Origin of the sequence: Streptomyces monticola (assembly GCF_042665355.1) — a bacterium.
GTDB classification, from domain to species: domain Bacteria; phylum Actinomycetota; class Actinomycetes; order Streptomycetales; family Streptomycetaceae; genus Streptomyces; species Streptomyces monticola.
Map to the genome: position 1 here is coordinate 106,474 of NZ_JBHTCF010000018.1, position 20,421 is coordinate 126,894.

Genomic DNA, 20,421 nt, shown 5'->3' on the forward strand with positions numbered 1-20,421 from the left:
ATTCGCTCTGATGCGTGTGCGTGAACTGCCCCCCGACTGCAAGCCCTGGTCGCCGGCGTATTTCCCGGGAAGGCTCGAAACCGCGACCGAGCGGCTGCGGGAGTGTGTACAGGACCGGGTCGATCCGCATGGGGCGCTCAGAGATCCGTGTGACAGCCGTGTCCTTGAGTCCGCTCTGCTGCTACGGCTCCTCGAGCGCACCGGGCACACTCCCGCCGCCCGCGCCGGACTGGTCACGTTCCTCGGGGCTCATCGGGAGGCCACGGACCCCCTGGACCGTCTCTTGGTGAGTGCGGCGCTGGACGGCCAGGCCGCGGTAGCGCCCGAGTTGGCCGACCACTTCCTGGCACAGGTGCCCGACTTCACCGCGCACCGCAAGCGCCGCATGATCGATGCGCTGCTGACGCTGTTCGGCAGCGAGCCCCCCGCCGAGGCTCTCGCCCAAACCGAGGCCTTCTCCACCGTCGGACTGCACAGCTGGGCAGCCGTCCAGGTCACCGCGCTCAAAGTCATCATGGCCGGCGCGGCCAAGCGCATGGCTCTCGTCCGGCCCGGCGACATCGAGCTGCTCTCCTCCACCCAACGCACGTTATGGGTATGGGAAGGCAACCTCCTGCTGCACCTGTCCGTGCTGCACGCCCTCACCGAAATCCCCGGAACCGACCACGTGATCCAACAGGGCATCGGCAAAGCGCTCGCCCACCAACGCAGCGACGGCGGCATTCCGTTCACCTGTGACACGGACACGTGGTGCACGGCCACCGGAGGCGTCGCCCTGGCTGCGGCCGGCGCCGGGCGCGACGACCTGGCCCAACTGGCCCGCCACCTCACCACCCAGCAACGCCCCAACGGCGGCTGGGCCGTCACCGACGTCGCCCAGCAGACCGACGTGGACGACACCTCCGTCACCCTGGAATTCCTGCACCAGCTCGATCCACACAAATACGCCGACGCGATCGCCCAAGCCACCGCCTCCCTGCTGGGGGTCCGGGACGCACCAGGGGGCTTTCCCACCTACGTGGCGGGGGCGCCGGCCGAGGCCTGCATGACAGCGGCAGCGGTCAATGCCTTGTCCACCGACCCCGGCCGGCACCGCACGGCTATCGCCCAGGGCCTGACGTTCCTGGCCGAGCAGCAGAACCAGGACGGCAGCTTCCCCCCTGACTGGAGCTCCAGCCGCCATCACACCCTCTTCCGGGCCGTCCTGGCGGTCGGCTCCCTGGGTCCTGAACCGCCAGAGGCCGCACGGCGTATGGGAGCTCGCGCGCTGGACGCGATCCGCGAGGTGCAGAACGACGACGGCGGATGGGGCCAGCAGCCCGGGGACCCGAGCGACGCCATCAGCACCTCCTACGGGTTGATCGCGCTGTGCCGCCAGAGCGATCCCGCGCCCGCCATACGCGGCGTGGAATGGCTCCTTGCCCGGCAACGGCCCAATGGCCATATGGACTCGGTCTCCGACTCGATCGGACCGCGGCCCTTCATCTTCACCGTCCCCGCGCTCGGCGACATCTTCCCTCTCCTCGCCCTCGGCCACCTGCGACACCGGCTGGAGTCCTCATCGTGAACCCCTCCTCCGTGCCCGAGGTCGCGATGCCGAGTCCGCCACCCGGCGATGGTGTGCCCGATATGCCGCAGCTGACCCTGCCGTTCCCCTCCCGTATCAACCCGCACACGGAACATCTGACCCATCATCTGGAGGAGTGGGCGCACCGGTGGTGCGGCGCCGGATCCTCCGGCCCCGCTTCGTGGCGCGCCGCCCGCTTCGAGCAGCTCGTGGGCAGGATGTTCCCCACCCCCGCCCCTGCCCTGTTTGAGCTCATGGGCGAGGCGGTGGTGTGGCTGTTCCTGTACGACGACGCGCTCGACCCGGGTGGGCCCGGAGACGACCCCGACTACGCCGGGCACCTCACCGCGCAGCTGCGACCGGTTCTCGACGGCCACTGTGCGGTGGCGCCCGCGGACCCGCTGCTCGGGTCGGTGTGGTGGCTGCGGCACCGCCTCCTGCCGTTGGTGGGCGCCGCGGGCTGGCGGCTGCTGGCTGAGGAGCTGCATGGATTCTCCGACGCCATGCGACGCGAGGTGCTCGCGCGGACCGCGGGCCGGACGCCCACTCCCGCCGAGTATCTGGCCGCCCGTCATGCCACATCCGGCTGGCACATCCTGACCACTCTCGTGGAGTTGGGCGCGGGGCCCGTGCTGCCGGACACGGTGCGGGGCGGCGAGGCGTACCGGTCCGTGCGCGCCGCCGCGGGGGACGTGGCCTGCACGGTCAACGACCTGCTGTCCCTGGACAAGGAGCGTGCAGCCGGTGAGGCCCACAATCTCGTTTTCGCCCTGCTCCACCACGAGCAGTGCGACTTGCCTGCCGCTGTCGGGCTCGCTCACGGCTGGCTGGATGCGCGACTGGACGACTATCTCGCAGCGCGCACCCGGCTCCTGGCGGCCGGCCCCGGCCCGGCCCGGCCGGAAGTCAGCACCCTGGCGCTGCAGGTTTCCGGGTTCGAGGCACTGATGCGCGGCAGCCTCGACTGGAGCCTGGCGACCGGCCGTTACGGACACGCAGGCAGCGAACTCACGGATGTTCCAAAGGAGCAGGCATGACCGGCCAGAACCAGCGGATCATCGTCATCGGGGGCGGCATCGCCGGTCTGACGGCGGCCTTCCGGCTGCAGCGCGCAGGATTCGATGTCACCGTCCTGGAGCGCTCGGAGAGCGAACTGATCGGCGGCCGGATGAGCACCGTCGAGCGCAAGGGTTTCCACATCGATGTGGGCGCGACCCTGCTTCTCTCCTCGTACGAGGTAATGATCCAGCTGGCCGTGGACGCGGGCCTCGCCCACCAGATCCGCCCCGCCGGCGATGTCTTCGGCATCTTCAGGGACGCTGCGGTCCAACGGATCAGCAGCGGCAACCGGCTGCACATGCTGCGCAGCCCGTTGCTGCGCGCGCTGCCCGCCCGCGACCTGCTGAAGGTCGCCGCAGACTTCGGCCGGGCCAGGAACCTGTTCGGCTGGCACGACATGTCGCGCGCGGCGCCCGCGGACTTCGAGTCCGTACGCGACTACACCGTGCGGCGCGGTCTGCACCCCGCCACCTTCGAATACCTCCTGGCCCCGTTCGTCGCCGGACCCGCTCTCGCCGAGCCCGAACAGGCCTCCGCGCTCAGCGCGTTCTTCTTCTTCAACACCCTCATTGCCAGCGGCGGCACCTTCACCACACCGCAGGGCGTCGGCTTCCTGCCCCGCGGCCTGGCCGGCCAACTCCCGGTCGAATACCTGGCGGAAGCCACCTCGGTGGAGGAGCACAAGGACGAGGTCACCGTCACCTGGAACAGGCCCGGCGAACCGGAACACATCGAGACCGCGGCGGCCTGCGTGATCGCCGTACCGCCGCCCCGACTGCCGGGGCTGTATCCCCAACTGGACGACGGGCAGCGGACCTACCTCCAGGACATCGCGTACTCCCGCAGTGTCCACATCGCCTTCGGACTCGACCGCCCCACCGCCGAATCCTCGCTGCTGCTCCAGATCCCCCGGATCGAGCATCCGGAGCTGGCCGCATACGTCCTGGAGCACAACCAGCACCCCGACCGGGTGCCACCCGGGACGGGCCTGGTCATGGCGCACTTCAGGGGAACCTGGTCGGCCGACCACTGGGCACTCGACGACGAGCAGGTGGTCAAGCACGCCCTGGCGGGCACCAGGCGGCTGGGCGTGCTGCCCGAGCTGGAGCGGCACATGACCATGGCCGAGGTCTTCCGGGTCAGCCCGTGCACCGTCATGCGGCGGCCCGGCGAATACCGCGCCATCGCACGCTTCGCCCGGACCCTGCGCGGTGATACACGCGTGCGGTTCGCCGGAGGCGACTTCCTCGCCCACTCGACCACCAACAGCAGCGTCTGCTCCGGCGAACACGTGGCAGCGCAGCTCACCCGGTTCCTGCACAAGGCGAGGACTGACCAGCCATGAGGATGCATGCACTTCCCCCGGCCGGCAGCCCTGATCCCCGGCCCTGTAGCCCGGGGGGACTCACGGCGGCCACCACCCAGCTGAGCGACAGCGTCCGGGGGATGGCAGGCCCCGTGGCGCACGGGATCCGGTCGCTCCCCGACTCCATCGGACCGCGGCCGTCCATCTTCACCGTCCCCGTCCTCGCCGAGGCTTTCGCGCTGCCGGCGCTCGGCCACCTACGGAACCGGCCCGGTCCGCCACAGCGGCGCGGGATGGCATCCAACTCGAAGGGAGCCCTGCCATGCGCATCGGCCGCACCCCTGTTCACACCTTGAGGGGCCGGGTCTGCCTGGTCACGGGCGGGGCCTCCGGTATCGGTCTACAGCTCGTCCTGGGCCTGGCACAGGCCGGCGCCCGGGTACACGCCTGCGATCTTTCGCAAGCCCATCTCGACAGCGCCACGGCACAATTGGCCGGGCTGCCCGTGGAGTTCAGCCTGCTGGACGTCACCGACCGCACGGGTCTCGAGAAGTGGGTGAGCCAAGTCCACGAGACCGAGGGACGGATCGACGTCCTGGTGCACAACGCGGCGTTCGTGCGCTGGACCGATGTCGAGCAGATGCCCGTCGAGGAGGCCGAACTGCACATGCGCACCGGGTACGACACCCTGGTCCACATCGTAAGCACCGCACTTCCGCTGATGCGGGCCAGGGGGCAGGGGCAGATCGTCGCCATCGGCTCCTCCGTCGGCCGGCTGTTCGTCGGCGGCCCCTCCGCCGCGTACGCCGCCACGAAGGCCGCGATCGAGGCGTACACCGAGATCCTGCGCCTCGAACTGGCGGGCAGCGGCATCTCGGTGACGCTGGTCAGGCCGGGAGTGGTCCGTGGCACGGACTTCTTCCGCGAACACGTGCCCTCCTCCCGGATGCCACGGATCGCGGACCTGCTGCCGGCCAGCAGTCCACAGGCGGTGGCGGCGGCCACGGTTCGAGCCGTGGCCATGCGGCAGGCAGGCGTGGACGTACCTCGCTATCTGCCGCTCATGTACCGGGTGTACGCGCTGGCCCCCGGCGCGGTCCGCCGGCTGACCGCAGTGGGCGGCAGCGCCCGCCGCGACTATGCGTGAGGAGTCACAATGACCACGGCAGACAAAGGCAGGGCCGGGCCGGAAGTGGGCACCGGCTACCCACCCGCACCCTGGCGCATGCGGGGTGAGCTGTGGGGCGGATTCTTCGCCGCAGCCGCCGCCCCCGTGCTGCCCGGAGATGTGTCCCCCTTGGCGTCACGCTCGCTGGTCGCCCTGCTGATCCGTTACCGCGAAGGAACCCTCAGCTACGACGAGTTCATTCTTGGCTCGCTCGTCCGACGCGGCCGACGGGCAGGCGTGTATGTGCATGTGATCCGGGTCGACGACAGCCAGGCCATGTGGGGTGGCCGCCGTATCTGGGGCGTTCCCAAGGAGCACGCCGAGTTCGACTGGAGCGGCTCGCAGGTCCGCATCACAGATGAGCAGGGGCCGCTTGCCACCCTGACCACCACGAGCGGCGGCCTGCGCCTCCCGGCCCTGCCCATGCCCTTGGCCGGTTTCGGCGCGCTGGACGGCACACGGACCTTCTTCTCCGCACGTTTCAGAACCCGCACTGCCACCGCCACGATGTCCGCGGACGAGTGGTCCGTGCGGCTGCCTGCCCTGCGGCGGAGCAGCGCGTACTGCTGTTTCTCCGGGGCACCGTTCACCATCAGCCTCCCGGCGCCAGTCCTCCTCCAAGGACGGAGCGCTTGACACAAGGACAGGGCGCATCGCCCCGTGAAAGCGCCGGGGTTCCGCATCGTGCCCACTGCACCATCCAGTCAACCTGGTTGTGGGGTCGCCGCCCATTCCAGCGCACCGCGTCCGGCCAGGAGAACTCCTCTAGTTCCTGGACCGACGGCTCCGCGGCGAAGCGCTTGTAGCAGGTGAGGGTTGAGCGTGGCGGGAAACGGACAGTTGAGCAGGCCAAACAGTTCGTCAGACCCCATTGCGGTGAACGTGCCCATGTACGGTTCCCCGGCGCCCGGCACTCGCCGTGCGGCACGGCATGCCACGTTTCATAGGTGGTCGCTCATGAAACACCCCGCCGTCCGGAGGTCCACCTGCGGCGATCATGTTTCATGAGTTGTTGCAAACGGCTGGACGCCTGAAACACCCTCATGAAACGCTCCGGGGCTGCGAGCGACGACTTCAAGCGCGTGGAAGCGCACGACTGCCCGATGTCCACCTGCGCCGCCCCCGCGGGCTCCCCGTGCCGGACCGGCAAGGGGAAGGTGGCCATCCAGTACCACACTGCCCGCTTCCGCCTCGTGCCCCAGCTCGCCAAGATGTTCAGTGTGCCGACCCCGGCCGTACGGAAACCGGGGTCGGTGTGGACCGAGCTGCCCCGGCCGGTCAGCGCCGGCGCCGAGCCGGTCGGGCACGTGCGCCTCGGGTACGCCCGCGCCTCGACCCCCCGGCAGTCCCTCGACTCGCAGCTCGACTCCCTCGCCGAGGCCGGAGTGACCCGGGTCTTCTCGGAGAAGATCTCCACCCGCGCCACGAAGCGCCCCGAGCTGGAGGCCGTCGTGAAGCTCGCCGGAGGGATCCCCTCCTGCGGTGTCGCCGTGACCCTGGTGGTCCACGAGCACAAGCGGCTCGGCCGCGGCATCGAACTCGCCATGCTCGCCGAGGAGCTCAAGGCGAGTGATGTCGGGCTGGAGTTCCTCGCTGGGGAGCTGAAGGGATCGCACGACCCCTCCGGGATCGTGTTCACCGTGCTCGCCGCGATGTTGATGAGGATTCTTGAAATCGGCCAGTGCCGCTCTTCCCTCCATTTCGTTGGACCTTGAAATGTGTGGGGAAGTGGGGAGCGACAAGCACGTCTGTCGTTGAGGCGCCTGCTTCTGTTTGAGCGTGCTGGCGCTGAGTAGAGTCCTGATCGTGACCAGTTCGAGGGGCCGGTGGCCGAGGCTTGACGAGCAGAGCGGCGTGGAGGACGCGACGCTGCTCATCTTGGAATGGCTTGGCGAACAGGGTGTTGACGCCATGATCAGGGTGGATGCAGAGCGGATGCGCGCTGGTCAGCCGTCATGGACGTTTGCCGCCAGTGGCGGGCCGTTGACTCACGGGCTGAGGGCCGACGGTAGCTCAGCCGCAGAGTGCCTTGGCAGGGCTCTCATTGTCCTGCGCGATGGTGGCCTGACCGTTCCGTTCTGATCTTGGGCCTCAATCCGGTCAGGGCCCGGCGGCCGGAGGCCGCCGGGCCCTGATGATCGGTGACGGTCAGACGGACTTGTTCAGGGGGTCCTCCGCAGTGGGATGACGTCGGGGCCGGTGGGCATGGAGGGACGGGCGGCTTCCGGGGTGGCCAGCAAGGCGACGATGGTGACCGGTTGTTGACAGTGTGGGCAGTTCCGGGTGGCGGTCGGCTCCAGCGGATCGCGTTCGGGGGTGGACGGACGTGGTCCGCCGCGCGGGGTGGATCTGGGTGGCGGTGGAAGGTCGGGCAGTGCGGGCGGGCGAAGAGTCTCGGCGAGCCGGCGGGCGCGTTGTTCGTCGCGCTCCCGGTCCCGCTGTTTCTCTGCGTCGCGTCGGCAGGCGGGAGAGCAATAGATCTGTCGCAGGCGGGGGTTGGCGGTGAACTCGCCGCCGCAGGCTGGGCAGGAATGCAGCTGTGGTTCGGCGGGTGCGGGGCGTCGGGCGAGGTGTTTGCAGCGGGGAGAGCAGTAGATCTGTCGCGGGTGAGGGATGAACTGGCCTGCGCAGACAGGGCAGTTGACCGGCTCGGGGCCCTGGAGAGGGATGTGATCGGTGTCAGGAGACACGGGCATTCACTCCTTTGCGCAGGGTCTCGGCCTGGTTCTGGTGGCCGCGGAGCCGGTAGGAGGGGCCGTCGATGCCCGCGACGGCGGCCCGGTGCAGGAGTCGGTCGAGCATCGCGGCCGCGACGGTGGCGTCACCGAAGGCGCCGGCCCAGTCGGCGATGCCGACGTTGGTCGTGAGGATCGTGCTCGACTTCAGATACCTCTGATTGATCACCTGGAACAGTGCGGACGCGCCGTCCTCGGGCAGCGGAAGATAGCCGAGTTCGTCGATGATCAGGAGTTTCGGGCCGGCGAAGAACCGCATGCAGGTCTTCCAGCGGCCCTCCAGCGCGGCCTTGTGGCACTTGGCCGCGAGCTCGGCCGCGGTGGTGAAGTAGACGCGGTGTCCGGCGTCGACAGCGGCCCGGCCGAGTGCGACGGACAGCATGGTCTTGCCGACGCCCGGCGGTCCGACGAACAGAACGTTGGAGGCGTCGTCGAGGAACCGCAGGGTGGCCAGGTCGCGGATGAGTTTCTCGTCGACACCGGGCTGGGCGGCGAAGTCGAAGTCGTTCAGCGTCCAGGGCTCGGGCAGACAGGCGAAGCGTTCCCGGGCCGCGAGCCGGCGGGCCTCGGTGGCCTCGACCTCGATCTCTAGCAGCCGCTCCAGAGCGGCGGTCAGGGACATCCGCTCGGTGCGGGCCTGATCCAGCACCCGGTTGAGGGCCTCGGCGGCGTCGTTGAGTTTGAGATAGGACAGATGACCTCGCAGCTGCTGGAAGCGGCGCGCTTCACTCATCTGCATCGGCGACGTACTCACTCCGGACTCTCCTCCTTCGGTGAAGGGGCACTCCGCAGCCGGTCGGCCACGGCGGCATAGGTGGACAGGTCGATCACGACCCGTTCCGCCGGATCACCGGCGGGCGGCTGACCGCGCAGGTGCTCGGCCTCGGCAAGGGCGGCCGCCGACGGCGGCCTGCGGACTTTGGTCTTGCAAGGTGCCCGGTCGGTGAAAGAGGCCAGCACCGCCCTTTCCAACGCGAGCACGTGTCCGTCGTCCCGGACGGTCTGGCCGGCTCCGCGCGGGGCTCGCCGGTGCTGAGCGATGACCGCCCGGCCTGTGGTCGCGATGCGCAAGAAGTCCTCGCCGAGCCGGTGGCGGACATGGACCTGGACGCCGGGGAGCCCGGGCGGCACCGAGTAGAAGTTGCCGTCGAAGGACACCAGGCTCTGCGGACTGACCGTCCGCTGAACCTCCAGCTCGGCCGGGAACGGCCGCATGGGAATGTCCAACAGCGGTTCGGCATCCGCGAGTTCGGCGACCGTGACGGGGATGCCGTCCACCTTCCGGCGGCGTTCGTCCATCCGGGCGGCGAGTTTGTCGACCCCGGACTGAGCCTGGACGACACTCAGCCCGTCGGGGACCGTGCGCCACCAGCGTTGGGCGGCCGAGTGGTTGGCCTTCTCCACCACACCCTTGCGGTTGCCGCGACGCGGCAAGCAAATGTCCACCCCGGCCCCGTAGTACTTGGCGACCGCCGCGAAGGACGCCGTGACCTGCCCGCTGGAGGGGTAGCAGACTGTTGCCATGCGGTCGAAGCGCCACCTGCGGGCGGTTCCGCCGAGCCTGCGGACCACGTCGTCCAGGGCCTGGACGAGATGCGGGAAGTCCTCGGACTCCGCCAGCACCGCCCGCCACCGGCCGGAATGTGCGAGCGCCCCGACCAGCAGGTGAGCGTGGCTTCCGACGCCCCATGCCTCGGGCGGCTCCGGCAGCTCCAACCAGTCGAACTGGATTTCCTCGCCGGGCGGATGGGCGATCACCGCGACGTTCCGGCCGGTGGAGGCATGACAGGGCTCGCAGTGCGGACGGACCTGATAGCGGCGAAGCGCGCGGGTGAACGTGGAGTACGCACCCTCATAGCCGAGTGCGGTCACCTCGTCGAACAGCGTGGACGCCCACAGATGCGGATCGTCTGCCAGCCGCTGCCGGCAGTACGGAAGGAACGGCACGAACGCATCCGGCGGCTGACGGCGCTGCCCCGGAGTCCGCTCGTTGTTCAGGTAGTCCCGGATCGTTTTACGGTCCCGGCCCAGATGCCGGGCGATTGCCGAGATCGTCCATCCCTGACGACGCAGAGCATGAGCGTCCACGTCTTCCTCCCGCGTGAGCATCTAGGCCCCCGAACAGGCCGAACTTGCGCACGCAGGCTCTCCACGACACACCGATGCCACTTCGACACGCCGAGCAAGATCACGCGAAGGGTGGGGAGATTCCCAATGCAGATGTCAAGCCGCAGCCGTGAGTGGAGGCAGGGCTGAATAGCACCGATTGTCACGAAGCAGAGCCCATAGAACGTTGACCCGGCGGCGAGCGAGGGCGAGAACGGCCTGGGTGTGGCGCTTGCCCTCGGCTCTCTTGCGCTCGTAGAACGTCCGCGACTCTGGGCAGCTGCGAATGCTGGTGAGGGCGGACTGGTAGCCACACCCGGCACCCCTGGGTGACAGAACCCTACGAATGGCTCGGTCGTCCCGCAGAAGAACTTAGGGATCAACTGAGCAGGTTTGGCGACCCGCTGATCGCAGAGTGGGGAAATTCAAAGAGCGCCATCAATGTCCGGGATGGAGCGCGAGTACATCCGTGACCGCACGCTCGAAGGCCACGAGTCCGCCCGCAAGCGCGGCAAGACCATCGGCGGCGCAGGCGTCACCGACGACTCCATGCTGTCCATGGCCCTTCACCTGCGCGACCAGGAGATGAGTCTGCGTGACATCTCCAAGCGGCTCGTCATCACCACCGGCGCGAAGAAGGGGCAACACTCCTCGCCCGCCACCGTCATGCGGATGCTCCGCGAGCATGACGAGCAGGCCGCCGCAGCGGCGAGCACGTGATCACCCGTCTACTTTGCGGCTGGTGTCTGAGCTAGACTCCAGGGCCGCAACCGCGCGACGGTTCACCAAGGCGGACCACGCCGCCTGTGGGACGTCCTGGAAGACGTCCTCGACCGCCACCACGTCGGGGGCGAACTACCCGCATACGGTGCCCGGGTCACCATCACCCCCGACGGCGCAACCACGCTCACCCGCGGCCGATGGGCCGCCACCCTGTAGTTACTCATTCTCTGGGGGTCCCAGCTGTCGCAGTGGCGAGTGGTCCGCATTACTGCAGCTCAACGCTGGTGATGCTGACTCTATCCATTGCAACAGCTGTGGTGCTATGCCTCGTTCAGGTGATGTCTCGGCGTCCAGTTCAGCTCAGCTTCCCCACGTACGGCTGCTCGCGCGTGGGTCCTGAAGAAGAGGGCGTGATGCTCGCCGAACGGCAGGCGCACATAGCCCGCAGCGCAAAGGCGTACGTCGCCCGGTACGGAGAGGCGCCGTCGATGCGTGAGCTTGCTGCCGCGGCCGGCCTCTCCTCCGTCTCGACAGTCGCGTACCACCTGCGGTGTATGCGCGAGCAGGGCTACCCGGTGGACACCCGGGGCCGGGTCAGTACGCGGTGCTCGCACTGCGGGCAATGAGGCACTGCCCCAGACGAGTTCAGGCTTCGGCGTACGCCACGACGATGACGGTCGTGCCCAGGGTCGTCGCGTAGTAGACGACCCGAGCGGAGCCCTCGCGGGAGTCGCGTAGAAGCGACGAGTGGGGTCACCGTCGACTCAGGCTCCTGCGGCTGCCACTCGCACCCAACGGGTCTCGGACGGTACGCCGTGGCCGTCCACCAGGACGAGGAGATAGTCGCCGGGCGGGGCCGCAGCCTGGTTGAGGGGCAGCTTCGCGACGATGCGCCAGCCGTCGTCGCTGGGGGTGCAGGTGGTGTCCAGCCATACGTACCGCTGGTCGTGGTCGAAGCCATGGGTGACGGCGCCGGGGCGGATGAGCGCCACCCGGGACTTGTTGTCCAGGCCCTCGCCGCGGGCGGCGAGGCCGATGTCCTGGCCGTAGTGCAGGGTCGGATTGGTGTCCGCCGCCAGGGTGGGGCTGCCGGCGCGGTCGGTGACCCGGGTGATGACGGGCCGGGGCCCGCGCCACAGATAGGGCGGCAGATAGCGCTCGGCGTCGGTGTGGGCGCGTAGCCACTCGGCGACTTCCTCGTCGTCCGCACCGTAGCCGCCGGTGCTGCCCATCTTCAGCACGGTGCCGTCGGGCTGCAGGAGAGCGGTGGCGTGGTAGCGCCGGTCGGTGCGGGCGGTGGCAGCGGGTGTGAAGGCTTCGGTGACCGGGTCGAAGAGTTCGGCGGCGTTGACGGGGTGTTCGTTGTGCGAGACCCAGCCGTGGCTCGCCCCTCCGCTGATGAGGACGGTGCCGTCGGCGAGGAGCGTGGCGTCGCACAGAAATCGCCGATGGCTCAGGGAAGCGATCTTTCGCCATCCCTGTTGTTTGGCGAGATCTCGGCTGGTGTCGATGTCGAGGATCTCCGCCGTGGCCGTGGACTTCTGGGTGACCGTGTCATCTCGGTGGTCCCTTTTGGTCTCGTGCTGGCCGCCGACGGCGAGGATCCGTGCCTTGCTGCTGCCGGGCTCGAGGGGGAGCAGGACGAACGACCCGTAGGTCGGGTAGCTGCGGGAGCCCTTGGTGTGCATGCGGTAGTGCTTGGCTGCCCGCCTGAGTGGCTGACGTGTCCGGTAGTGGTACAGCCAGGCCTTGTTGGTCTCGGCCAGGGCGATCACCGTGCCGTCGGCGTGATTCGTCGGGAGCACGAACACGGCCGGATAGGTGGCGAGCCGGTCCTTCTTCGGGATCGTTTTCGCGGCGATCAGATCGACCTTGCCCAGGTCGAGGACCCTCCCGGTCGCCGGATCGAAGAGCAGGTAGTCATTGTTGATCCGCTCCCAGTACTGCTTGGTGTACTGGCAGTCCGAGCTGCCGCCGGCGATGAGCATCAGACCGTCCGGCAGGGCCGTCACGGTCGGGTACCAGCGGGGCGGATTGAGCAGCACGTCCTCTTGCAGCGTGTACCCCGGGGTGCGCTGCGGGTCGTAGATGTACACCCGGTCACCGTCGTTGCCGGGCGGCTGTTCGTGATTATCGGGATCGTGCACGATATGCCCGCCGGCGATCAGCAGCCGTCCGTCCGGCAGGTGGGCATGCCCGGCGCAGAAGAGGTTCTTCTTCGGGGTGCCGCCCACTCCGTCCATGGGCCGCTCTTGGGAGCGCAGTGTGTCCAGGTCGAGCGCCCGTGATTCGAGGTCGCCCATCGCCTTGACGTTCCAGAGCCACTGCCCCTTGTGCTTGGGGTCGGGCTTGAAGGAGCCGTCCTCGTTCCGCTTCCTCGCCCCGGACAGCATGATGTTCTCCGCGCCGGTCCCCTTGCGCATGAGAGCGGCGTGCACGGCCACGATGCCGAGGTCGAGCGAGGTGCCCGCCTTGCCGGCCGGCTGCCACTGCCCCCCGACGGGCTCGATCCACACCTCGATCGTCAGTGCCCCGTGCGGCGACCGGACGGTCAGACGATCCCCCGGTACCTGCGGCGCGCCGACGCCGCGCGCCACTACCCACACCGTCGCCGGCCTCCCCGCGGAAACTGTCACGGCCACCGACCCGCTCTGCTCGGCTGCACGTCGGCTGACCCCTACCGTGGTCAGACCCGTCTCGCTGGTCACCGACAAGGACAGCGACTCATCACGCGACGTTCCCAGCCGCAGCGGCACAGCCTTGTCCGCGCGCACCCGGCCTTGCACGGCATGCACGCGCAGCCGCAGCACATTGCTGCCCGCACGGACCTCCGCCAGGGACACATCGAGATACTCGGGCCGGTGTTCCATGTGTTCCGAGTCCGCCCCCGAATGGGCTGCGGCCCGGCCCGGGGCCAGTACGGCACCCGCCGCACCAACCACGGCAGCACCGAGCGCCGTACGCCGCGTCAGCGGCCCGCAGCACGGAGCCTCCGGGGAGCTGGCAGTGTGCGCGGGAGAGGAACCGGTCACTTGATCTCCCCTGGAGAGGGCGGGCCTGTGACGATCCGTCACACGGGCAGTCCGCAACTTGATAGTGGACGACCAAGCCCCGCTGGACATGCCACGCCGCCTACGCACCGGAATGCACTACAACGCCAGAGTCGCCTCTTCTTCCGACGCCGAGACAACGTTCTGAGACGCAGATGGGCGACGAGTGGTGTCACCGGGCGGTGCCAGCGGTACGACAGTCGCCGACTGGTTCAAGAGCTGCTCACGGAGAGCGGCATTCTCGGCGTACAAGGCGGCGATGACGAAGCCCAGGTCCCTCGCAACGCGCTCACCCAGCGCCACACCGACCTGAAGAACGGCTTCTACGAGAACGTCCCCGCGCCCGCGGGCAGACGCCGGACAGCGAACGACGACTGCGTCGGCAGATCCGGCGGCGCGAGGGCGGCGACGTCATCTGGACGGGGCACGCGGTGGGCATCCGCGATCACTGGGGTGTGCTCGGCTTCGGAAGCCTGTGCTCCGGCGGGCAGCCGTCGGTGTACGGGCGGCTGGCACTCGGCCGGTACGAGTACTGGCTCGACACCGATGAGGGCACCGGCAAGGTCACCGTCCAGGAGATCGACACCACGAAACAGATCCCCTCCCTGCCCCTGCCGATGCCGCCATCGGCGGCCGAGAAGGTCGAGCGGATGATCGACAATTCCGAGGCCGAGATGAACCGGTCCCTGGCCCAGAGCGGGGTGAAGGGCCAAATCAACATCATCCACAGCTTCGAGCTGGTCGATTACCAGGGCAGCGCCAAAACACAGCCGCTCATGGAGGCGATGTGCGGCCCGACGTTCGGCTTCGGGGACTGCAAGGACACAGGCCAGGGCCTGAGCAAGACGGTGCACAAGGTGCGTGAAGACGTCCGCGCGGACCTCCTGACCGTGCTGACGGACCAGGGCACCCCGATCACACTCAACGGAATGAAAGGGACCATCGCCGGGGTCGGCAACCTGCCCTACAAGGAGGTGACATCCACCGGAACGGACAACCGGGCGTTCTCGGTGGTCCTCGCGAACGGCCCGGGCGCCGGCCAGTCCTTCGCCCACGAACTCGGCCACAACTTCGGCCTCTCCCACGACGATTACACCCTCCAGCACGGCAACATGAAGGCGCCGCCGCTGAAGTGCAGCACCACCACGACGGGCGGCAAGACCGAGACGACGTGCAACGAGCCGGTGAACAAGACCCGCCCCTACGGGCGAGGCTGGATCACCAAGAGCCGGGACAAGGTCTCGGTGATGGGATACACCGCCACCTGTGACCCGGGAGGGATCGGAGCCTTCCTCGGGTTTGGAGGCTGCACACACAGTGGTGAGTACTCCAACCCGAAGCACACATCGTCCACCAAGGGCGAACCGTTGGGCAGCGCCGACAACGACAGCGCCCGCGCGCTCAACGAGGTCTTCCCCCTGGTCGCGAAGTACCGCGAGGTCAAGCTCCTGCCCGCCCGCTATGACCTCAAGACGATGGTGTCGCCGGACGGCGGCGGAAAAGCCACGCCCGCACACAGTGGCCCGTTCACCAAGGACGCATCGGTCGCGGTCACCGCCGAGCCCGCACAGGGCTACCACCTCGACCACTGGAAGCTGGACGGCAAGGACGTCGGCAAGCAGAACCCCTACACGGTGTCCATGGACCGACGTCACCGCCTGACCGCCGTGTTCGACAAGGGCGAGGACCCGGAAGCCGTCACCGAGCTGGTCACCCGCGTCGCCCCGGACGTGAAGGCCGGCCAGGTGCTGCCCAGCAAGACCGGTCCGTACACGACCAAGGACCGCATCACACTCGACGCCGCACCCTCCAAGTACCGCAAGCTGCACACCTGGATGGTCGATGGCCGCGAGTCGGGGACCGGCAACTCACTCCCGCTGGCCATGGACCGTGACCACGTGGTGACCGCGACCTTCTCGTGTGCGAAGACCGCGCCAGGAGGCTACGGCAATGAGTGGCGCGACCGCGGTGCTGAGCACGGCCGCCTGGGCTGTCCCACCACCGGTGACACTCAGTGGACCAAGGGCCGCCGCTACCAGCGCTTCGAGGGCGGCACGCTGATCTGGGACGCCAAGCACAGGAAGATGGAGGTCCGCCTCACCTAAAGCCTGCCGCAGAACGGCAGAATGTCCTTCGGTGACCGCTTTGCAACACCATCCCGAAACGGTCGATAAGGGCGTGGGCGACGGCATGTACTCGAGCCGGCGCGCGTCGACTCCTAGCGCCCCTTGCACGGCCCACCTCCGGGGCCCGTGCAAGGGGCTTTGGGCACGTCACCTCTGCTCGCCACTCGCGGGGTCCGGTGCAACGCGGGGGTGGTGCCGGCGAGTTCGCCCGCCGAGGGGGGCCATCCTCAGTAGTGGCGCCGCGGCGGCGACACCGATCCCGGGCCTCGGGGTCTTCTCTGGGGGCCAACAGGTGTGGTGTGACGTTGCCCGGGGGGTCCTCGTTGGGCCGTCTGCAGCGGTTCTCAGGGGGTGCAGCTCTGCGGTGGATCGTTGCGATCTACTCGTAGAGGGGTACACGTGCGGCCTTTCCGCGTACGGCTGCCTTCGGGCGCCAGCTATTGGACCGTGCTGGACGAAGAGTGCAGAGTTTTTGAACCTGCCGACCGCTTCTTGCGGGAGGTTCGCCTGGCACGAGGTCGGGCAGAGTCGACGACGAAGGCGTACGCCCACGCCATCGTCCTGCTTCTTCTGTGGTGCACGATTACTGGCCGCGACTGGCGAACTGCCGCGCGGGACATGGGACTTTTCATCCTGTGGCTGAGGTGGACGCCCGGCCGGGGAGGCCAGCACCGCATCGTGGTGCCCGGTCCGGGCACCAAGGCGGTACGCGGCAACAGGCGCATCAACCAGGTGCTGACAGGGATCCGGATGTTCCTCGTCCACGCGGTCGGAGCCAATGAAGCACCGGCCTGGGTGCTGGAGCAGATCTACGAGTTGGGTGATTCGCTCGACCTGCCTCTGGAGGCTCAGGGCGAGAGCGGCGGGATGCGTGTCCGGCTGCGAGCCCGGCACCACCTCCAGGAGCCGGAGACCGACATCGACCGGGCCAGCGACGAGGAGGTCGTCGCGATGTTCCTGGCCTGCCGGTCGGCCCGGGACCGGCTGACCGTGCTGCTGCTCTCCCGGGTTGGGCTCCGGCCGGGGCAGACTGCGGGCCTTCGCCGCAGTGATTCGCACCTGATGATGGACTCACGGGCTCTGGGCTGCGAGGCCGAGGGCGCTCACGTCCACATCATCCGGCGGCAGAACGAGAACGACGCCTGGTCGAAGTCGAAGCAGTCGTGGGTCATGCCCGTCGACTTCTTGGTGGTGCAGGCTTTCGACCAGTACGTAATCGAACGGCACGAGGTCCTCGGGGACGAAGGCGGCAGCGACTTCCTGCTCGTCAATCTCTTCCGCCCGCCCTGCGGCGCCCCGATCACCACGGACGCGATCGGGGAACTCTGCGAGGCGCTGTCCCGCCGGGCCGGGCTGGGTCGGCTGGTCACCCCGCGAATGTGTCGGCACGCGATGGCCAGCAACGTCGTCGACGCCGGCGGGAAGCTCGACGAGGTCCAGGCACTGCTCGGCCAGAAACATCCCTCGTCTCCGCGCCCCTACCTACACCCCAAGGAATCTCGACTGCGCGACGCGATCGACCGGGTGCCCTCGCCGCGGCTGCACCGTGAGGGAGAAGGCCGATGACTGCGCTTCTCGCACCATTCCCGAGGACGGACACCGACCAGACCACGGACCTGATGGCGGCGCTCGCCCCAGGCTTCCTCTCGCTGATGGGGTGGGATCCTGAGATCCGCGTGCTGTGGTTCCCTCCGGGCGACCTGCTGCTGAGCGGACCCGTGTGCGTGCTGTCCGACTGCAGCAACCCAGCCTTCCAGCCCCGAGACCGTGGGCTCTGCCGGGGCTGCGCGGTCCGGATGGAGAATACCGGCCTGAGTTTCGATCAGTTTGTTGCGACGGTCAGGCGTGACTGGCGGGTCATGGGGATCGAATCGTGCCGCGTCGCGAAGTGCGAACGGCCATGGATGACCGCGGCGATCGCGGTGTGCCGTGCCCACCGGAGCCAGCAGAAGAAGCTTCAGCTGCCACTGGAGGAGTTTCTCCTCCTCTCCGGCCTCAAGCCCCTTCCGAGCTTCGGCCCTTGCCAGGTCGTTGCCTGCACCCGGCACCGGCACGGACGTACTCCTCACTGCGAGGCCCATCAGTCCCTCTGGAACACTGCCTGCCGCACCGGCAGCCCTCCCGACGAGGCGCACTGGCGGCGGGTCGCACCGGCAGTCGCTGAGACCGGCAAGGTCAGCCTTCGCGGCCTCTCGGACCGGGTCGTCGCCGAGATCCTCTTCAGCCTCCAACAGCGTTACCACGAGGGCATCCGGCAGTTCTATTTCCAGTTGCGGCCGTTGAGTGACCGGGCTCGTGCCCTCCAGGTCGCTTCATTGTCCGAGCTCGATGTCACCGAGTTGTCCAGGGACCAGCGCGGCATGGTCAACTCCATGCTCAAGCAGGTACGGCGACTCCATCTGTCGCCGGAGGCCGAACGCCACAAGGAGGTCTGGGAGGGGGCGGCCTTCGGCCATAAGGGCAACCTCAACTTCGGAGGGATCGCGCAGCCCTGGCTGCGCGAGGCGGCCAAGGCATGGGCTCTGGAGGACGTCCCCCGGCGCCGCGGCGACAGAGCCCTGCGAGCCGTCCAGGAGCAGATCAAGTCCCTCGCGCAGTTGTCGACGAGCCTGCGGGTCAACCGCGCTGATTCCGGTAGTGACCCGCATCGGCTGGGGCGGGACGACATCGTCAGCTTCCTCAACCGGCTCCTCTTTCTTCAGGAGACAGGCGAGGTCAGCGCGCCGCGACGGGTCGTCCACGTCCGCGATACCCGGCGCCTGCTCAACCGGATGAGAAACATGGGGTTGACACGGCCAGGAGAGCCGCTCCACGGGCTCCCCGGCGACTTCTCTGTGCGTCCGGAGGATATCCCCGATGATCCCGAGGACTCCGAGGCCGGCCGGGACCTCCCCGACGAGGTCATGCGTGAGCTCTGTGCGAACTTGGAGAAGCTGGATGCCGACAACGATCCTGAGATCCGTACCGCCGTCGAACTCCTCATCGACACCGGCCGGCGCCCGAACGAGATCGTCGCTCTGCCCCTGGACTGCCTGGATCGAGACGGCGACGGGAAACCGGTGCTGGTCTATGACAACCACAAGGAGTTCCGTCTCAGCCGACGGCTGCCCATCGCCGAGCCCACTGCGGCCCTGATCACGACCCAGCAGCAACGGACCCGTGGGCGCTTCCCCAACACACCGCTCAAGGAGCTGAAGCTGCTGCCCTCCAGCAAGCACAACCCGAACGGCACCAAGGCATTCACCGACGGATGGATCGCCGAAAGACACCGCGCCTGGGTCGGCTCACTTCCCGACTTCCTGACCGCGATCATCGTGGAGCGCCATGGACAGCGCGTCACGGAGATGGTGCCGTTCGACAAGTCGAAGATCTTCCCCTACGCCTACCGGCACTCCTACGCCCAGCGGCACGCGGGCAAGGGCGTCCCCATCGACGTCCTCAGCAAATTGATGGACCACCGCCAACTCAGCACCACACAGCGTTACTACCGTGTCGGAGAAGGGAGGCGGCGGGAGGCCGTCGAACGCGTCGCGGCGATGCAGTTCGACCGCAACGGCAACCGCCTGTGGCGCCAGGCCCAGACGCTGCTCGACGACGAACATACCCGACGGGGCCTCGGTTCGGTCCAGGTTCCTTACGGGATCTGCACCGAGCCGACCAACGTCGCCGCCGACGGGCAAGACTGCCCGGTCCGGTTCCGCTGTGTCGGCTGCGACCACTTCCGGTCGGACGTGTCTTACCTCCCTGACCTGGAGGCGTACCTCGCCGATCTCCGGCGCGGGCGCGAGCGACTGGCGGCTTTCGCTGCCGATTCCTGGGCCACGGCCGAGGCGATGCCATCGGACGAGGAAATCACCCGAGTCCGCCGATTGATTCAGCGAGTCCGCGCCGACCTCGACGACCTCACCGAGGAAGAGCGGGCACAGATCCAAGAGGCCGTCACCGTGGTCCGCCGCAGTCGCCGAGTCGTCTCGCTTGGGATGCCCCGCCACGCTCCGCCGCTGCCCGATCTTCGTCCCGAGAGGCCCTCCGCATGACCAACCCCATGATCGAGGGAAAACGGGCTGACTCAGCCCGTCGCCGCGAACGCGTCAGCAAGGCCCTGGACGGCATGCTGAAGAAGCGCGATGACATCACGGTGTCCGCAGTCGCCCGCGCGGCTCGGGTCGACCGCACGTTCCTCTACCGGCACCAAGACCTACTCCAGCGCGTCCATGCCGCCGCCTCGACTCCGGCCGGCGGGGGACAGGTGGCCGCAGTCAGCCGGGCCTCCCTGCAGACCGACCTCGCCAACGCACTGGGGCGGAACCAGCGGCAGACCACCCGAATCCAACAGCTGGAGAAGCGCCTCTCCGAGTCGCTCGGTCAGAACGTCTGGGAGGAGTCCGGCCTCGGGGCGTCTGCTGACCTCGATCAGCTCCAGCGGCGCATCACCCTCCTGGAACAGCAACTCGCCGACACTCGGAACCAGCTTGAGGAGAGGACCGAGGAACTTGAAGCCGCACGGGCCGCCAACCGCGAACTGACGCGGACCCTGAACCATGGCTTCCCCCATCGAGGCTGAGCTCGACGAGCACCCCC

At 68.3% G+C, this 20,421-nt stretch carries 15 protein-coding genes and 1 pseudogene; 12 read left to right on the plus strand and 4 right to left on the minus strand.

Going from position 1 to position 20,421, the window contains the following annotated elements; translation table 11 throughout:
• The first annotated feature begins 10 nt into the window (after positions 1-10).
• The 6 genes from ACFQVC_RS32585 (at position 11) to ACFQVC_RS32610 (ending at position 6,815) form a co-directional block, all read left to right on the plus strand.
• Positions 11-1,567, plus strand: coding sequence for a prenyltransferase/squalene oxidase repeat-containing protein (locus ACFQVC_RS32585; RefSeq protein ID WP_381837380.1), 1,557 nt, complete (start codon positions 11-13; stop codon positions 1,565-1,567).
• Entirely contained in the window at positions 1,564-2,604 is a 1,041-nt protein-coding gene (locus ACFQVC_RS32590) for a terpene synthase family protein (RefSeq protein ID WP_381837382.1), read from the plus strand. Before ACFQVC_RS32585 ends, ACFQVC_RS32590 begins: the two co-directional genes overlap by 4 nt.
• Positions 2,601-3,971: a protoporphyrinogen/coproporphyrinogen oxidase gene (locus tag ACFQVC_RS32595; RefSeq protein ID WP_381837384.1), complete on the plus strand. Its 1,371-nt coding sequence runs from the start codon at positions 2,601-2,603 to the stop codon at positions 3,969-3,971. Before ACFQVC_RS32590 ends, ACFQVC_RS32595 begins: the two co-directional genes overlap by 4 nt.
• 283 nt (positions 3,972-4,254) lie before the next feature.
• Positions 4,255-5,079, plus strand: coding sequence for an SDR family NAD(P)-dependent oxidoreductase (locus tag ACFQVC_RS32600; protein ID WP_381837386.1), 825 nt, complete (start codon positions 4,255-4,257; stop codon positions 5,077-5,079).
• Between the two features lie 9 nt (positions 5,080-5,088).
• Positions 5,089-5,736: an acetoacetate decarboxylase family protein gene (locus ACFQVC_RS32605; RefSeq protein ID WP_381837388.1), complete on the plus strand. Its 648-nt coding sequence runs from the start codon at positions 5,089-5,091 to the stop codon at positions 5,734-5,736.
• 407 nt (positions 5,737-6,143) lie between these two features.
• The gene (locus ACFQVC_RS32610; protein WP_381837390.1) at positions 6,144-6,815 is read left to right on the plus strand and encodes a recombinase family protein; all 672 of its coding nucleotides are present in this window, start codon (positions 6,144-6,146) and stop codon (positions 6,813-6,815) included.
• Between the two features lie 964 nt (positions 6,816-7,779).
• On the opposite strand, the gene istB is transcribed toward ACFQVC_RS32610, so the two are convergent.
• The 3 genes and pseudogenes from istB to ACFQVC_RS32625 all read right to left on the minus strand — a co-directional run.
• Complete coding sequence (gene istB, locus ACFQVC_RS32615; protein ID WP_381837392.1) at positions 7,780-8,589, minus strand: IS21-like element helper ATPase IstB; 810 nt, start codon at positions 8,587-8,589, stop codon at positions 7,780-7,782.
• The gene (locus tag ACFQVC_RS32620) at positions 8,586-9,923 is read right to left on the minus strand and encodes a Mu transposase domain-containing protein (protein WP_381837394.1); all 1,338 of its coding nucleotides are present in this window, start codon (positions 9,921-9,923) and stop codon (positions 8,586-8,588) included. The genes istB and ACFQVC_RS32620 overlap by 4 nt, the downstream gene beginning before the upstream one ends.
• Before the next feature lie 135 nt (positions 9,924-10,058).
• A pseudogene (locus ACFQVC_RS32625) lies at positions 10,059-10,250 on the minus strand (IS110 family transposase); the annotation flags it as partial.
• A 132-nt stretch (positions 10,251-10,382) separates the two neighbouring features.
• On the opposite strand from ACFQVC_RS32625, the gene ACFQVC_RS32630 reads away from it, so the two are divergent.
• Together ACFQVC_RS32630 and ACFQVC_RS32635 are read left to right on the plus strand one after the other, a co-directional pair.
• Positions 10,383-10,661, plus strand: coding sequence for a hypothetical protein (locus ACFQVC_RS32630; RefSeq protein WP_381837396.1), 279 nt, complete (start codon positions 10,383-10,385; stop codon positions 10,659-10,661).
• A gap of 416 nt (positions 10,662-11,077) precedes the next feature.
• The gene (locus ACFQVC_RS32635; protein ID WP_381837572.1) at positions 11,078-11,290 is read left to right on the plus strand and encodes a LexA family protein; all 213 of its coding nucleotides are present in this window, start codon (positions 11,078-11,080) and stop codon (positions 11,288-11,290) included.
• A 138-nt stretch (positions 11,291-11,428) separates the two neighbouring features.
• On the opposite strand, the gene ACFQVC_RS32640 is transcribed toward ACFQVC_RS32635, so the two are convergent.
• Entirely contained in the window at positions 11,429-13,534 is a 2,106-nt protein-coding gene (locus tag ACFQVC_RS32640; RefSeq protein ID WP_381837398.1) for a galactose oxidase-like domain-containing protein, read from the minus strand.
• A gap of 611 nt (positions 13,535-14,145) precedes the next feature.
• On the opposite strand from ACFQVC_RS32640, the gene ACFQVC_RS32645 reads away from it, so the two are divergent.
• The 4 genes from ACFQVC_RS32645 to ACFQVC_RS32660 all read left to right on the plus strand — a co-directional run bounded on the left by ACFQVC_RS32645 (position 14,146) and on the right by ACFQVC_RS32660 (position 20,404).
• Complete coding sequence (locus ACFQVC_RS32645; RefSeq protein ID WP_381837400.1) at positions 14,146-15,819, plus strand: InlB B-repeat-containing protein; 1,674 nt, start codon at positions 14,146-14,148, stop codon at positions 15,817-15,819.
• 468 nt (positions 15,820-16,287) lie between these two features.
• Complete coding sequence (locus ACFQVC_RS32650; protein WP_381837402.1) at positions 16,288-17,406, plus strand: tyrosine-type recombinase/integrase; 1,119 nt, start codon at positions 16,288-16,290, stop codon at positions 17,404-17,406.
• The gene (locus ACFQVC_RS32655; RefSeq protein WP_381837404.1) at positions 17,403-19,877 is read left to right on the plus strand and encodes a tyrosine-type recombinase/integrase; all 2,475 of its coding nucleotides are present in this window, start codon (positions 17,403-17,405) and stop codon (positions 19,875-19,877) included. Before ACFQVC_RS32650 ends, ACFQVC_RS32655 begins: the two co-directional genes overlap by 4 nt.
• Positions 19,874-20,404 (plus strand): DUF6262 family protein, encoded by a 531-nt coding sequence (locus ACFQVC_RS32660; RefSeq protein ID WP_381837406.1) that lies wholly within the window; start codon positions 19,874-19,876, stop codon positions 20,402-20,404. Before ACFQVC_RS32655 ends, ACFQVC_RS32660 begins: the two co-directional genes overlap by 4 nt.
• Positions 20,405-20,421 lie beyond the last annotated feature (17 nt).

Excerpts from the sequence above, each read along its gene's own strand:
- ACFQVC_RS32585 (WP_381837380.1), top strand. The coding sequence starts at position 11 with ATGCGTGTGCGTGAACTGCCCCCCGACTGCAAGCCCTGGTCGCCGGCG.
- ACFQVC_RS32595 (WP_381837384.1), top strand. The coding sequence starts at position 2,601 with ATGACCGGCCAGAACCAGCGGATCATCGTCATCGGGGGCGGCATCGCC.
- ACFQVC_RS32600 (WP_381837386.1), top strand. The coding sequence starts at position 4,255 with ATGCGCATCGGCCGCACCCCTGTTCACACCTTGAGGGGCCGGGTCTGC.
- ACFQVC_RS32605 (WP_381837388.1), top strand. The coding sequence starts at position 5,089 with ATGACCACGGCAGACAAAGGCAGGGCCGGGCCGGAAGTGGGCACCGGC.
- ACFQVC_RS32610 (WP_381837390.1), top strand. The coding sequence starts at position 6,144 with ATGAAACGCTCCGGGGCTGCGAGCGACGACTTCAAGCGCGTGGAAGCG.
- ACFQVC_RS32630 (WP_381837396.1), top strand. The coding sequence starts at position 10,383 with ATGTCCGGGATGGAGCGCGAGTACATCCGTGACCGCACGCTCGAAGGC.
- ACFQVC_RS32635 (WP_381837572.1), top strand. The coding sequence starts at position 11,078 with ATGCTCGCCGAACGGCAGGCGCACATAGCCCGCAGCGCAAAGGCGTAC.
- ACFQVC_RS32640 (WP_381837398.1), bottom strand. The coding sequence starts at position 13,534 with ATGGAACACCGGCCCGAGTATCTCGATGTGTCCCTGGCGGAGGTCCGT.
- ACFQVC_RS32655 (WP_381837404.1), top strand. The coding sequence starts at position 17,403 with ATGACTGCGCTTCTCGCACCATTCCCGAGGACGGACACCGACCAGACC.
- ACFQVC_RS32660 (WP_381837406.1), top strand. The coding sequence starts at position 19,874 with ATGACCAACCCCATGATCGAGGGAAAACGGGCTGACTCAGCCCGTCGC.